This is a genomic window from Streptomyces sp. Y309, assembly GCF_056712025.1.
In genome coordinates this window covers 7,559,018-7,572,437 of record NZ_CM160048.1, presented here as the reverse complement: position 1 = coordinate 7,572,437, position 13,420 = coordinate 7,559,018, and the positions used below count along the sequence as shown (strand labels likewise).

General features: G+C 73.0%; 11 protein-coding genes. 4 read left to right on the top strand and 7 right to left on the bottom strand.

Annotation, left to right across the window (positions count from 1 at the left end):
• Positions 1-47 precede the first annotated feature (47 nt).
• Positions 48-1,493 carry an aminotransferase-like domain-containing protein gene (locus AC0KTA_RS31480; RefSeq protein ID WP_481051594.1) on the bottom strand — a complete coding sequence of 482 codons (1,446 nt, stop codon included), beginning with the start codon at positions 1,491-1,493 and terminating at the stop codon, positions 48-50.
• Between AC0KTA_RS31480 and AC0KTA_RS31475 the strand changes: the two genes are divergently transcribed.
• The gene (locus AC0KTA_RS31475; RefSeq protein ID WP_481051593.1) at positions 1,492-2,628 is read left to right on the top strand and encodes a DMT family transporter; all 1,137 of its coding nucleotides are present in this window, start codon (positions 1,492-1,494) and stop codon (positions 2,626-2,628) included. The two genes, AC0KTA_RS31480 and AC0KTA_RS31475, sit on opposite strands and share 2 nt — an antisense overlap.
• Before the next feature lie 78 nt (positions 2,629-2,706).
• On the top strand, positions 2,707-2,901 hold the full coding sequence (locus AC0KTA_RS31470; protein WP_481051592.1) for a DUF1918 domain-containing protein: 195 nt from the start codon (positions 2,707-2,709) through the stop codon (positions 2,899-2,901).
• Positions 2,902-2,957: 56 nt separating this feature from the next.
• Here AC0KTA_RS31470 and AC0KTA_RS31465 read toward each other — a convergent pair whose 3' ends face one another.
• On the bottom strand, positions 2,958-4,193 hold the full coding sequence (locus AC0KTA_RS31465) for a glycoside hydrolase family 10-like protein (RefSeq protein WP_481051591.1): 1,236 nt from the start codon (positions 4,191-4,193) through the stop codon (positions 2,958-2,960).
• A 183-nt stretch (positions 4,194-4,376) separates the two neighbouring features.
• Between AC0KTA_RS31465 and AC0KTA_RS31460 the strand changes: the two genes are divergently transcribed.
• Together AC0KTA_RS31460 and AC0KTA_RS31455 are read left to right on the top strand one after the other, a co-directional pair.
• On the top strand, positions 4,377-5,237 hold the full coding sequence (locus tag AC0KTA_RS31460; RefSeq protein WP_481051590.1) for a 3-hydroxybutyryl-CoA dehydrogenase: 861 nt from the start codon (positions 4,377-4,379) through the stop codon (positions 5,235-5,237).
• A 289-nt stretch (positions 5,238-5,526) separates the two neighbouring features.
• Positions 5,527-5,784 (top strand): hypothetical protein, encoded by a 258-nt coding sequence (locus AC0KTA_RS31455; RefSeq protein ID WP_481051589.1) that lies wholly within the window; start codon positions 5,527-5,529, stop codon positions 5,782-5,784.
• 22 nt (positions 5,785-5,806) lie between these two features.
• Here the strand turns inward: AC0KTA_RS31455 and AC0KTA_RS31450 are convergent, their stop codons facing one another.
• The 5 genes from AC0KTA_RS31450 to pheS all read right to left on the bottom strand — a co-directional run bounded on the left by AC0KTA_RS31450 (position 5,807) and on the right by pheS (position 13,257).
• Positions 5,807-6,349, bottom strand: a complete 543-nt coding sequence (locus tag AC0KTA_RS31450; RefSeq protein ID WP_190119489.1) for an NUDIX hydrolase — start codon at positions 6,347-6,349, stop codon at positions 5,807-5,809.
• A 153-nt stretch (positions 6,350-6,502) separates the two neighbouring features.
• Positions 6,503-7,852 (bottom strand): NsdA family TPR-like regulatory protein, encoded by a 1,350-nt coding sequence (locus AC0KTA_RS31445; RefSeq protein WP_481051588.1) that lies wholly within the window; start codon positions 7,850-7,852, stop codon positions 6,503-6,505.
• A gap of 271 nt (positions 7,853-8,123) precedes the next feature.
• Positions 8,124-9,359, bottom strand: a complete 1,236-nt coding sequence (locus AC0KTA_RS31440) for a PP2C family protein-serine/threonine phosphatase (RefSeq protein ID WP_481051587.1) — start codon at positions 9,357-9,359, stop codon at positions 8,124-8,126.
• A gap of 197 nt (positions 9,360-9,556) precedes the next feature.
• A complete protein-coding gene (pheT, locus tag AC0KTA_RS31435; RefSeq protein WP_481051586.1) occupies positions 9,557-12,106 on the bottom strand; it encodes a phenylalanine--tRNA ligase subunit beta in 2,550 nt (849 codons plus the stop codon).
• Positions 12,106-13,257: a phenylalanine--tRNA ligase subunit alpha gene (gene pheS / locus AC0KTA_RS31430; RefSeq protein ID WP_481051585.1), complete on the bottom strand. Its 1,152-nt coding sequence runs from the start codon at positions 13,255-13,257 to the stop codon at positions 12,106-12,108. The genes pheT and pheS overlap by 1 nt, the downstream gene beginning before the upstream one ends.
• Between the last annotated feature and the right edge of the window lie 163 nt (positions 13,258-13,420).

The window sequence follows — 13,420 nt, the reverse complement described above, 5'->3', positions numbered from 1 at the left end:
ACTCCCGCACGCCCCCCGCCACTCCGGCACCCGCCGCCCGCCCCCGGTCACCCCAGCACCTCGTCGCACGCCACCCGCAGCCTGCGCACCCCCTCGGCGATCTCCGCAGCCCCCGCAAGACCCGCGAAGCTCAGCCGCACGTGCGCCGCCGGCGGCTCCGCCGCGAAGTACGGCCGCCCCGGCGCCACCGCCACCCCGGCGCGCAACGCGGCCGCCGCGAGGGCGAGTTCGTCGGTGCCGTCGGGCAGCCGCAGCCACAGGTGGTAGCCGCCCGCCGGGACGTGCGGCAGCGCCAGCTCGGGCAGGCGCAGCCGCAGAGCGGTCGCGAGTGCGTCCCTGCGGTCCCTCAACTCGCCTGCCACCGTGCGCAGATGGCGCGGCCAGGCCGGTGAGCCGACAAGTTCGAGCGCGGCCTCCTGGAGCGGCCTCGGCACGAAGAAGTGGTCGACGACCTGGATGGCGCGCAGCCGTTCCAGGACGGGCCCGCGCGCGGCGAGCGCGCTCACCCGGAAGCTCGGCGAGGTCGCCTTGGTGAGCGAACAGACGTGCACGACGACGCCGTCCCGGTCGTCGGTCGTGAGCGGACTCGGCAGCGGTCCCGCGTCCTCGTGCACGAGGCGGCGTACGAAGTCGTCCTCGACGACGAACGCCCCCGCCTCGCGGGCGATCCGCAGCACCTCGGGGCGGCGCTCGGCGGAGAGGACGGCGCCGGTCGGGTTCTGGAACAGCGGCTGGCAGACGAACACGCGCGCGCCGGTCGCCCGGAACGCGGCCTCCAGCAGCTCCGGCCGCACGCCGTCGGTGTCCACGGGCACCGGCACCGGCCGCAGTCCGGCGGCCCGCGCGATCGCCAACAGGCCGGGATACGTGGGCGATTCGAGCAGAACCGGCGCGCCGGGCGGGGCGAGCGCCCGCAGCGTGGTCGTCAGGGCGCTCTGCCCGCCCGCGGCGACCAGGACCTCCGCGGCCGTGATCGCGCCGCCCATGCCGCGCGCGAACCACTCGCGCAGCTCGGGCAGGCCCTCGATCGGAGGCCGGTCCCAGGCGCCGGGGCGCCGGCCGGCCCGCGCGAGCGCCGCCGCCATGGCGCGCTCGGGCTGCAGCGAGGCGTGCAGATAGCCGCTGTTGAACTCGACGACGCCGGGCGGCGTCGCCGCGAGCGTGGCGAGGACGCCGGTGGCGTCGACGGAGCGCGGCACGACCTCCGTGGCGGCGTCCGCGCTGAGCGTCACCTCCTGCCAGGAGGTGTCCCCCACGTCCGCGGCGGCCGCGCTCGCCGCCGGCGGCCGCGCCCGGAAGGCCCCGGCGCCGGGCCGCGTGACGACCAGACCCTCCGCGGCGAGCTGCCCGAGGGCCCGCGACACGGTCACGGGGCTCACCCGGAACCGCTCGACAAGGGCCCGACTGGACGGCAGCTTCCCACCCGGAGAGTAGCGGTCCAGCTCTCCCCGCAGCTTCTGCGCCAACTCACCCACACTGCTACGCTCTTGCATGAGAGCACAGGATAGCGCTACTGGTTCACGAGGGATAGCAGTCCGGACATCTACCGGGCCCATCCGGCCCACCGGGGCTGCCGAGGCCGCTGGCGCCTCCGGGACAGCTGGGGCCACCGGGACCACCGGGCGCTCTGGGGCCACCAGATCCACTGGGCCCATCGGGTCCACCGGATCCGTCGGCGCCGCGGCGACCACCGAGCCGCCTGCCGCCACACCCGCCCCGCCCTCCGCGCCCTCCGCGTCCCCCGACGCCGCGCACCCCGCCCAGGACCGGCGCCGCCGCGCCGGCACCGCTCAGGCCGCCCTCGGCGTCATCGCCTTCTCGCTCACCTTCCCGTCCACCGCCTGGGGCCTCGAAGGCATCGGCCCCTGGTCCTTCGTCGCCCTGCGGTGCGTCCTGAGCGCGGTCATAGCGGGCGGCTGCCTGCTGGCCCTGCGCGTCCCGGTGCCGCCGCGCGCGCACTGGGCCGGGCTCGCCGTCGTCGGCGGCGGCGTCGTGATCGGCTTCCCGCTCCTGACGTCGCTCGCCCTGCAGACGTCGAGCACGTCGCACGCGGCCGTGGTCGTCGGGCTGCTCCCGCTGACGACCGCCGTGTTCTCCTCGCTGCGCACCGGCGCCCGCCCCTCGCGCACCTTCTGGGCCGCGGCGCTCGCGGGCGCCGCCGCGGTGCTCGCGTTCACCGCGCAGCAGAGCGGCGGCTCACTGTCGACCGCCGACCTCTACCTGTTCGGCTCCCTGCTGGTGTGCGCCGCGGGCTACACCGAGGGCGGCCGGCTCGCCCGCGAGATGCCGGGCTGGCAGGTCATCGGCTGGGCCTTGGTCCTGTGCCTGCCGCTGACCGTCGTCTGGGCGGCCATCGCCCTGCCGCACGAGCCCTTCCAGCTGACGGCGCACAGCTCGATCGGGCTGCTGTACTCCGCGATCGGCTCCCAGTTCCTCGGCCTGCTCATCTGGTACCGCGGCATGGCCGCCATCGGCATCCCGAAGGCCAGCCAGCTCCAGCTGGCCCAGCCGCTGCTCACTCTCGTCTGGTCGCTGTTCCTGCTCGGCGAGGAGCTGCCCCTCGCGGCGCCGCTGACCGCCGTGGCGGTCCTCGTGTGCATCGCCGTCACCCAACGGGCGCGCGGGTAGGCGCCAACGGCCACCACCGGTCGTACACTGACGGCCACGCACCGCCACCACTGTGATCGGACGAGGAGGGCACTCCCCATGCAAGCATCCGTGGGCGACCGGCTGCTGATCCACGGCAGGATCGTCGGCCAGCACGACCGGACGGCGGAGGTCATCGAGGTTCTCGGCGAGGACGGCACCCCGCCCTACCGCGTGCGGTTCGAGGACGGGCACGAGACCGTCATGTCGCCGGGCCCCGACACGGTCGTACGCCACTTCGTGGACGACGAGTGAGCCACGACGAGTGAGCCACCGGGCCCGGGTCCACCGACCCGGGCCCGGGCCTCCGCTCAGCCGGCGCGGTACGTGTAGTGGTCGTCGACGACCCGCTGCATCGCGCCGATCCGGTCGGCGACGACGTGCTTCGCCGAGTAGAAGACGTGCCCGCGCACCCGCGGGTAGTCCTTCGCGAACGTGAGGTGCCGGGACAGCTCGGCGGGGTCCTGCCACGCGGCGGGCTGCGCCGGATCCCCCGCCTTGTACAGCGCCTCCCCCACGTACAGCCGTACACCCGTGCCCCGCGCCACGTCGTCCCACCAGGGCACGAGCTTGGCGTAGTCGGCCGCGGGCAGGCCGATGTTCCAGTAGAGCTGCGGGCAGATGTAGTCGATCCAGCCCTTCTTCACCCAGCCCCGCGTGTCGGCGTACAGATCGTCATAGGTCTGCACGCCCGCGCGCGTGTCCGAGCCGGTCGGGTCGGTGGCGGCGTTGCGCCACACGCCGAAGGGGCTGATCCCGAACCGCGTCCAGCGGCGCACCTTCTTGATCCGTACCCCCATCTCCCGCACCATCCGGTCGATGTTGTCGCGCCGCCACGACGCCCGGTCCGGGAAGCCGCCGCCGTACCGCGCGAAGGCGGCGTCGTCGTCGAAGGCCTGCCCCGCGACCGGATACGGGTAGAAGTAGTCGTCCCAGTGGACCGCGTCGAGGGGATAGCGCCGCACCGCGTCGAGCATCGAGTCCTGCATGAAGCGGCGCACCTCGGGCAACCCCGGGTTGTAGTAGAGCTTCCCGCCGTACGGCACGACCCAGTCGGGGTGCAGACGTGCCGGGTGCGACGGGATGAGGCGCGCGGGGTCAGTGTGCATGGCGATGCGGAACGGGTTGAACCAGGCGTGCAGCTCCAGGCCTCTGCGGTGCGCCTCGCGCACGGCAGTGCCCAGCGGGTCCCAGCCGGGGTCCTTGCCCTGCGTGCCCGTGAGGTACTCCGACCACGGCTCGAACCGCGACGGCCAGAACGCGTCCGCCGTGGGGCGCACCTGGAGGACGACCGCGTTCAGGCGGCGGCGCACCGCCTCGTCCAGATACGCGATCAGCTCCGCGCGCTGCGTCTCCGCCGACAGGCCCGGCTTGGAGGGCCAGTCGATGTTGACGACCGTCGCCACCCACATGCCGCGCAGCTCGCGCCCCCGGTGCCGGGCCCCCGGCACCGCCGCCGCGTCCCCCGCCATGGCGAGCCCGGCGGCCACCGAGGCCGCCGCCATCGTGAACGCGCGACGTGACACCTGACGTGACCTACGCCTCATGAAGTCGCCCCTCGAGTCCGGATTCCACCGACAACCGCCGACCGTGCGGCAACAGCATGCCCGACCCGGCCCCCAAAGGACCGGAGGTTGCGGAGTAACGTTCACCGGCGAGGCAGGGACCGGACCTTACGGGGGAACCTGCCGGACCAATGGATCAGCGAAAGGCACGAGGTGACCGACTCTATGGCCGACATTGCGCGCGTCGGAGTGGTGGGCTGTGGCCAGATGGGCGCGGGTATCGCGGAGGTCTGCGCCCGCTCCGGCCTGGACGTCATGGTCGCGGAGACCACCGGCGAGGCCCTGGAGATCGGCCGCACACGGCTGTACAACTCCCTGACCAAGGCGGCCGAGCGCGGCAAGATCTCCGACGAGGAGCGGGACGCCACCATCGAGCGGCTCAGCTTCACCACCGACCTGGGCGAGTTCGCCGACCGGGACCTCGTCATCGAGGCGGTCGTCGAGAACGAGCAGATCAAGACCGAGATCTTCCAGGTGCTCGACCAGGTGGTGACGCGCCAGGACGCGATCCTCGCCTCCAACACCTCCTCCATTCCGCTGGTGAAGCTGGCCGTGGCGACGTCTCGCCCGGACCAGGTCATCGGCATCCACTTCTTCAACCCGGCCCCCGTGCAGCAGCTCGTCGAGCTGATCCCGGCGCTGACCACGTCGGAGGGCACGATCAGCCGGGCACAGTCCCTGGTGGAGAAGGTGCTCGGCAAGCACGCGATCCGCGCCCAGGACCGCTCGGGCTTCGTGGTGAACGCGCTCCTCATCCCGTATCTGCTCTCGGCCATCCGGATGTTCGAGTCGGGCATCGCGTCCCGCGAGGACATCGACAACGGCATGGAGATGGGCTGCGCCCACCCGATGGGTCCGCTGAAGCTGTCCGACCTGATCGGCCTGGACACCGTGGCGTCGGTGGCGGACAGCATGTACGAGGAGTACAAGGAGCCGCTGTACGCCGCTCCCCCGCTGCTCCAGCGCATGGTCGACGCGGGCCGCCTGGGCCGCAAGACGGGCTCGGGCTTCTACACGTACGCCTGACCGGCCGCCCCCGAGACCGGCTCGCCGGGACGCCCGGCGCACCGCCCGGCGCGTTCCGCTTGGGCCGATCCGCCCCGCGATCCGGTTACGCTCCGTACCTGAACTCAAGTCAATTTTCGGCCAGTTCACGGGCCCGGCACTCTTTGAGTGCCGGGCCCGCGCCGTTCACACACCGTGTGCGCGGGGGGCTCGCATATGCCCTGCGCACACGCTCCCGCCGCGACCACCAGGCGAGTTGACTTTCCGTGCGCACAGGGGGGATGTGACCACTACAGAAAGGAGCGGACTCGTGACCACCGACCCCGAGCGTCCCGTGGTCCCGGAAGAACTCGCAGAGTTACGTCGCAGCCTGGACGTGGGCCTCGCTCGCGTCGACGGACGGCTCGCGTTACTCACCCAGAGCGACGCACAGCACACCAAGGACCAGGACGACCTGTCCCTCCGGATCACGGCCCTTGAGCACAACCGGTGGCCACTGCCGGCCCTCGCCGCCCTCACGGCAATCGGGGCGCTCGCGGTGGCGGTCTGGCAGGTCCTCGGGCACTAGTTCCGGGGCCGGCGCGGACCGGCTAACGTGCGTCCTGGCCAAGGCGCAGATGGTGCAGCAGGAGGAGTGCCGCCGCCATGTTGGCGGCCGGGACCTCGCCCCGCGCCACCATGTCGGGGACGAGCTTCAGCGGGACCCACTCACGGCGGTCCGACTCGAAGTCGTCCTCCGGGTGGCCGATGTAGGTCCCTTCGTCCGACCAGTAGATGTGGTGCCGGGCGTCGGTGAGACCGTTGGACGGCTCCACGCTCATCAGGTGCCGCAGGGGTCCCGGCCGCCAGCCGGTCTCCTCCTCCATCTCGCGGGCCGCCGCGTAGGCGATGTCCTCGCCGTCCTCGACGACCCCGGCGGCCAGCTCCCAGCCCCAGCTGTCGGTGATGAAGCGGTGCCGCCACAGGAGCAGCACCTCGTTGGCCTCGTTGACGACCGTGGCGATCGCGACCGGCCGCAGCCGTATCAGGAAGTGGTCGAGGTGTCGCCCGTCCGGCAGCTCCACATCTGCGAGATTGACGGTGAACCATCGATTTCCATACACAGTTTGTTCGCTCTGTTTCGTCCACTGCACGGTTCTGCCACCTTCCGCCGAGTAGATGGCAATATCGCAGCAGGAGGGTGTCCAGAGCACTCCGCGCACGGCAGAGCGAAGTAGCACGTGTCATGCGTGCTGGAGCCCCCGCCCCCGGCAGCACGGCACCTCGCGCGGCATCGCGCCGAGCGGTTACAGCGGCACGCGCAGCGCCCCGTCGATCAGTTCGGCGGCCTCGGCCGTGCCCGCGCAGTCGCTGCGCACCAGGTGCTCGCGCACCGCCCGCAGCCGGTCACGCAGCCGCTGTGACTCCATCCCCCGCGCCTGTTCTGCCATCTCCACCGCCGTGGCCACCGCCTCGTCGGTGTTCCCCTGTCGCAGTTCGATCTGGCTGAGCATGGCGAGCCGGTGCACCCGGCCCCGGTCGTGCGCCGGAGTGTCCACGGCCGCCGCGGCGTGTTCGTGCGCGCCCGCGAGATCACCGAGGCTGAGCAGCGCCTCGGCCACCTGTACGTTCACCAGGCCGGGCTGGACATAGCCCGTCTCGTCCGGTTCGCGCCCCCTGCGGATGCGGTCGGCCGCGGCCTCGGCGCGCCGGATGCACGACAGCGCGCTGCTGCCGTCGCCCAGGTGCGCGTACGACTTGGCCTGCATCGCGTACAGATCCGAGGCGAGCGCCGGGGTGATGTCGCGGCCCGCGGCCCGCAGCGCGGCCTCCGCGAAGGCGACCGCCTGGCGGTATTCGCGCATGAACAGCGACTGGTTGACGAGCAGCGCGATGACGTACGCGCCGAGCCCCCGGTCCCCGCTGGCCTTCGCGAGCCGCAGTGCCTGGTGGAAATAGCGCTGCGCCAGGCCGTGCGCGTCCGAGTCGTACGCGCAGATCCCGGCGATCGCCACCAGGCCGCCCGTCGCGCGGTGCAGCTGACGCCCCATCGCGTCGGTGTAGCTGCCCCGGAGCAGCGGCGCCGCCTCGGCGTTCAGGAAGCCGACGATGCGGGTGCGCGTCGCGATGCCGCCCGTCTTGCGGTACATCTGCTCGTAGTGCGTGCGGGCCGCGCGCATCATTTCTATGTCCGCCATGCTGACCGGGTGGCGTCCGCCGCGGGAGACGTCCACGTCCTCCGGCGGGTTCTCCCACTCCCAGACGGGCATCACCGCGGGCGTGCCGGTGACCGCGGGCGCGCCGAGCAGATGCGGGCGCTGCTGTTCGTCCGAGCGCCACAGGGCCGTGGCGCGCTCGACGAACCCGGAGAGCGTGGAGGCCATCGAGCCCTGCCGCGCGGCCGGGAGTCCGGGCACGCCGAGGCCGATGTCGTCGAGCGTGACCGTGCGCTGCAGGCGTCCTGCGAGCACTTCGCAGATGAGGTCGGGCACCTGGCCGCGCGGGCGCTGGCCCTTCAACCAGCGGGCCACGGCGGTGTGTTCGTATCTCAGCGAGAGGCCTCTGGCCTTGCCCGCCTGGTTGACATGGGCGGCAAGTCCCGCATGCGAGATGCCGGCTTCGTCGAGAATCGCGTCGAGCAGGGTGTTGGGCTGCATGGATGCCCTCCGGTGGCTCGGTGCGCCCAGCCTAATGGAGTCACGCGCACACGGGGTGTGAACGGAGTGCTCGCATCCGGAGGGTGTGCGCTCTGCCGCGCGGGGCGCGAGGTCGGTTGACTGAGAGCCCTCACCAAGGAGGCGGCCGGGCCGCCGGCTCCCCCTCATATACAGTGCGGCGGCCCCTCTGTGGCGCCGTCCGTCGGCCGTCGTCTGCCCGGCAGTTCCGCGACGGCCCGGACGGCGCAGGCCGCACCACACCGGGCGGTGTTCAGCTCATGGTGCGGGCGCGCCGCCCGGTCTCCGCCTGCTGCGACGGCACTCGGTGCCGGTCGTTGCGCAGGACGAGGAGCGCGGCGTCGTCCGACGTCAGCCGGCCGATGTGGCGCAGCAGTTCGCCGTACACGGTGTGGATCACGGCCTGCGGCGACACCGGCCGGGTGCGGGCGGCCTCGCTGAGCACGGACTGCAGCGGGAAGAACTCACCGGCCACGTTGCGCGCGTCCTCCATGCCGTCCGTGTGCAGGGCCAGCGCGTCGCCGGGGAGCAGCCGTCCGCAGTGTGCCAGGGGCAGTTCGGCGGGGAGCGGGAACGGTCCGAGCGGCGGCAGCGGGTCCCCGCCCACCATCGGTTCGGCCCGGCCGCGCAGCCGATAGGGCCAGGGATGGCCGCAGTTGAGCGCCCACACGTCCCCGGCCCGGCTGATCTCGACGAGCAGGACGGTCACGAACTCCTCGGCGAGCGGGCCGTCCGGCGGGGCGGCCCCGCTCGCGGCGTGCTCGGCCGCGAGGTGCTCGGCGAGATGCCCGGCGGCGGGATGCCCGGCGGCGGGGTGCCCGGCCGCGAGCTGCTCGGCGCGGGAGCGCTCCCTCATGTGCCGGGCGAGCGCGCGCTCAAGACGTCTGAGGACGAGGGGCAGTTCGGGTTCCTCGTGGGCGGCCTCGCGGAAGCTGCCGAGGACGGCGGCCGCGGTGCCGATCGCGGCGAGCCCGTGCCCGCGCACGTCGCCCATCACGAGCCGCACGCCGTGGTCGGTGGCCGCCACCTCGTACAGATCGCCGCCGACGGACGCGCCGTGCGTGGCGGACAGCCGGCCCGCGGCGAGCGCGAGGCCGTCGACGCAGGGCGGCAGCGGCCGGAGGAGCACGTTCTGCGCGGCGCCCGCGACCTCGCGGAGCTGCCGCAGCTCGCGCAGCAGCGCGTGCCGCACGTGCAGCACCAGGCCGGTGCCGACGGCGAAGAAGACGGCGCTGGTGACGATCCGCGCGCCCAGGCTGTGCTGTTGGGCGAGCGGGCAGGCGAGTTTGTACGTGATGGCGACGGCGCCCCACACCGTGGGCAGGCCGAGCGCGAGCGCGCGGCGCAGGCGGCGGGCGCGCGGCCGCTCGAACGCGGCGCCGGCCCCGTGGCTCGCGCCTCTGGGCTGCCGGGGGGTCCGCGCGCGCAGGCTCACTCCGCGGTGGACCCCGGCGCCGCGGCGGGGCGCGCGAGGCTTGATCCGGATCATGCCGACGGCCCCCCTAAGGCACGGTTCAGCGTGCGGGCCGTGTGCGGGCCGGCCCCTGCGGCCGCATTGATTCTGTCGACCGCATGGCCGGATCGGGTCAGATCGCCGGGCGTTGTCACCCCAACGAGTGAGGGGCGCATCCGCGTCCACGGATACGCCCCTCAACTGCGCCTTCGCGCACCGGGATTCGGCGGGGGCTAGGCCCCGCGCAGCACCGCCCCGGTGACCTCGGCGGCGCGCGCCACGGCCGCGTCGCGGGCGGCGCTGGCCTCGTCGACCGTCAGCGTGCGGTCGGCGGCGCGGAACCGCAGGGCGTACGCCAGGGACTTCTTGCCCTCGCCGATCTGCTCGCCGGTGAAGACGTCGAACAGGCGGATGTCCTCGAGGAGTTCACCTGCGCCGTCGCGCAGGAAGGCCTCGACGACGGCCGCGGGCACGTCCTCGTCGACGACGAGCGCGACGTCCTGCGTGGCCACCGGGAAGGCCGAGATGCGCGGCGCCCGCAGGGTGCCCTCGCCGGCCTCGGCGAGCACGTCGAGGTTCAGCTCCATCGCGCAGGTGCGGGCGGGCAGGCCGAGCGCCTTGATGACGCGCGGGTGCAGCTCACCGGCGTGGCCGATGACGACGATCTCGCCCTCGCTGCCGTCGGCGGCGACGCCGTCGGCGTGCTCCAGGAACACGCACAGCTCGGCGCAGCGGCCCGGGTGCCACGGGCCGTACTGGCCCTGCTGGACGATGAGTTCGGCGCCGGCCTCGCGGGCCACGGAGCGCGCCGCCTCGATCGCGTCCGCCCAGTCGGCCGGGCGGCCCTTGCCCCACCAGCCGGCCTGCTCACGGGCGCCGGTGAGGACGGCCGCGACGTGCCGGGGCTGCTCGGGCAGGACGGCGTTGAGCGCCGCGATCTCCTCGTCCGTGGGACGGCGGTCGACGGGCGGGTTCTCGGCGAGGACGGCCTCCCCCGCGGCGCGCGGGTGGAACACCAGGCCGGTCTCGAACAGCGCCAGGTCGTGGCTGCCGCGGCCGTCGTTGCGCCGCAGCGTGGCGAGCAGGCCCGGCAGCAGCGTCGTACGAAGAGCGGGCTCCTCGTCGGACAGCGGGTTGACGAGCTTGACGACGCGGCGGTTCGGGTCGTCCTTGTCGAGGCCGAGCTGGTCGAAGACCTGCTCCGCGACGAACGGGTAGTTCGGCGCCTCGACGTAACCGGCCCCGGCGAGGGCGCGGCCCACGCGCCGGTGCAGCCGCTGCCGCTCGGTCAGGCCGCGCCCGGCGGGGGGCTTGGGCAGCGTCGAGGGCAGGTTCTCGTATCCCTCGAGGCGGATGACCTCCTCGGCGAGGTCGTTGATCTCGGCGAGGTCGGGCCGCCAGGACGGCACGGTGACGGTCAGGGAGTCCTGTCCGTACACGTCGCAGCCGACCTCCTGGAGGCGGCGTACGACGGTCTCGCGGCCGTAGGCCACACCGGCGACCTTGTCCGGGTGGTCGGCGGGCATCGTGATGGTGTGCGGCGCGGAGGGCGCGATGACCTCCGTGACGCCGGCCTCGGCGGTGCCGCCCGCGAGCAGCACGAGGAGGTCGACGGTGCGCTGCGCGGCGGCGGACGCGGCCTGCGGGTCGACGCCGCGCTCGAAGCGCTTGGCCGCCTCGGAGGACAGCTTGTGGCGGCGCGCGGTGCGGGCCACGGTGACCGGGTCAAAGTGCGCGGCCTCGATGACGACGTCGGTGGTGCCGGCCTCGGTCTCGTGGTCCGCGATCTCGGTGTTGGCGCCGCCCATGACGCCCGCGAGGCCGATCGCGCCTCGGTCGTCGGTGATCACCAGGTCCTCGGCGTCGAGCACCCGCTGGGCGCCGTCGAGGGTGGTGAACTTCTCGCCCTGCTCGGCCCGGCGGACGCCGATGGCGCCCTGGACGCGCGAGCGGTCGTAGGCGTGCAGGGGCTGGCCGAGCTCCAGCATCACGTAGTTCGTGATGTCGACGGCGAGCGAGATCGGGCGCATGCCCGCCTTCTGCAGGCGGCGGCGCAGCCAGATCGGCGAGCGGGCGTCGGGGCGCAGGCCGGTGACGGTGCGCGCGGTGAAGCGGTCGCAGCCGGTCGGGTCGGCGACCTGCACCGGGTAACCGAAGGAGTTCGGCGCCGGGACGTCGAGCAGCGCCGGGTCGCGCAGCGGCAGGCCGTACGCGGTGGCGGTCTCGCGGGCGACGCCGCGCATCGACAGGCAGTAGCCGCGGTCGGGCGTGACGGCGATGTCCAGGACCTCGTCGACCAGCTCGAGCAGCTCGATGGCGTCGGTGCCGGCCTCGTGCTCGGGCGGCAGCACGATGATGCCGCCGGAGCCGTCGTCGCCCATGCCGAGCTCGTCGCCGGAGCAGATCATGCCGTGCGAGGTCTTGCCGTACGTCTTGCGCGCGGAGATCGCGAAGTCGCCGGGCAGCACGGCGCCGGGCAGGACCACGACGACCTTGTCGCCGACGGAGAAGTTCCGGGCGCCGCAGACGATCTCCTGCGGCTCACCGGTGCCGTTGGCCGTGCCGACGTCGACGGTGCAGAAGCGGATGGGCTTCTTGAAGCCCTCCAGCTCCTCGATGGTGAGGACCTTGCCGACGACGAGGGGGCCCTTGAGGCCCGCGCCGAGCTGTTCGACGGTCTCCACCTCGAGACCTGCCGAGACGAGCTTGGCCTGCACATCGCGGCCGGTCTCGGTGGCGGGGAGGTCGACATACTCCCGCAGCCAGGAAAGCGGGACCCGCATCAGATCTCCATCCCGAACGGCCGGGTGAAGCGCACGTCACCCTCGACCATGTCTCGCATGTCTTCTACGTTGTGGCGGAACATCAGCATCCGCTCGATGCCGAACCCGAAGGCGAATCCGCTGTACTTCTCGGGGTCCACGCCACAGGCGGTCAGCACCTTGGGGTTGACCATGCCGCAGCCGCCGAGCTCGATCCAGCCCTCGGAGGAGCAGGTGCGGCAGGGGCGGTCGGGGTTGCCCACGGACTCGCCACGGCACACGTAGCAGACCATGTCCATCTCGGCGGACGGCTCGGTGAAGGGGAAGAAGTTCGGCCGCAGCCGGGTCCTCATGCCCTCGCCGCCGAAGAGCTCCTGCACCATGTGGTCCAGGGTGCCCTTGAGGTCGGCCATGGTCAGGCCCTCGTCCACGGCGAGCAGCTCGACCTGGTGGAAGACCGGGGTGTGGGTGGCGTCCAGCTCGTCCGTGCGGTACACGCGGCCGGGGCAGATCACGTACACCGGCGGCTCGCGGTCGATGAGCGAGCGGATCTGCACGGGCGAGGTGTGGGTGCGAAGGACGACACCGGAGCCCTCGGCGTCCGCGGCGGACGCGTCAGCCGCGCCGAGGGACGCGGCGTCGACGAAGAAGGTGTCCTGCTCGCCGCGGGCCGGGTGGTCGGGGCCGATGTTCAGGGCGTCGAAGTTGAACCACTCCGCCTCGGCCTCGGGGCCCTCGGCGACCGCGTAGCCCATGGCCACGAAGATGTCCTCGATGCGCTCCGACAGCGTGGTCAGCGGGTGCCGGGCACCGGCCGGTACGCGGTCGTGGGGCAGCGAGACGTCCACGGCCTCCTCGACCAGGACGCGCGCGTCACGCTCGGCCTCGAGCTCGGCCTGGCGGGCGGCGAGCGCCTTGTTCACCGCGCCGCGGGCCATGCCCACGCGCTTGCCCGCGTCGGCCTTGGCCTGCGGGGGCAGCGCGCCGATCTCGCGGTTGGCGAGCGCAAGCGGCGAGGCGGTGCCGGTGTGGGCGGTCTTCGCCTCCTGGAGCTGGTCGAGGTCGGCGGCGGCCGCGAAGGCGGCGAGCGCCTCGTCCCGCATGCGCTCGATCTCTTCAGGTTTCAGTGCCTCGACCTCGACAGGGTCGTACGACTTGTTCGGTGCCGACATCTCTTCCCGTGCTTCCGGTTGGCTGGCGGATGGTCCCCGTCAACGAGTCGGAGACGAGTTGTCCCGAAATTGGGGACACAAAGGTGCCAACGACCGAGTCTAACGGGGGTGTGGTGAACGCATGCGCCCGCGGGCGGCTCAGGCGGTGATCGGTGGTGACCGG

Bases quoted from the DNA above. Each gene is read 5' to 3' on its own strand.
- AC0KTA_RS31470 (WP_481051592.1), top strand. From the start codon at position 2,707: ATGCAAGCATCCGTGGGCGACCGGCTGCTGATCCACGGCAGGATCGTC.
- AC0KTA_RS31480 (WP_481051594.1), bottom strand. From the start codon at position 1,493: ATGCAAGAGCGTAGCAGTGTGGGTGAGTTGGCGCAGAAGCTGCGGGGA.
- AC0KTA_RS31475 (WP_481051593.1), top strand. From the start codon at position 1,492: ATGAGAGCACAGGATAGCGCTACTGGTTCACGAGGGATAGCAGTCCGG.
- AC0KTA_RS31460 (WP_481051590.1), top strand. From the start codon at position 4,377: ATGGCCGACATTGCGCGCGTCGGAGTGGTGGGCTGTGGCCAGATGGGC.
- AC0KTA_RS31465 (WP_481051591.1), bottom strand. From the start codon at position 4,193: ATGAGGCGTAGGTCACGTCAGGTGTCACGTCGCGCGTTCACGATGGCG.
- pheT (WP_481051586.1), bottom strand. From the start codon at position 12,106: ATGCGGGTCCCGCTTTCCTGGCTGCGGGAGTATGTCGACCTCCCCGCC.
- pheS (WP_481051585.1), bottom strand. From the start codon at position 13,257: ATGTCGGCACCGAACAAGTCGTACGACCCTGTCGAGGTCGAGGCACTG.
- AC0KTA_RS31440 (WP_481051587.1), bottom strand. From the start codon at position 9,359: ATGATCCGGATCAAGCCTCGCGCGCCCCGCCGCGGCGCCGGGGTCCAC.
- AC0KTA_RS31445 (WP_481051588.1), bottom strand. From the start codon at position 7,852: ATGCAGCCCAACACCCTGCTCGACGCGATTCTCGACGAAGCCGGCATC.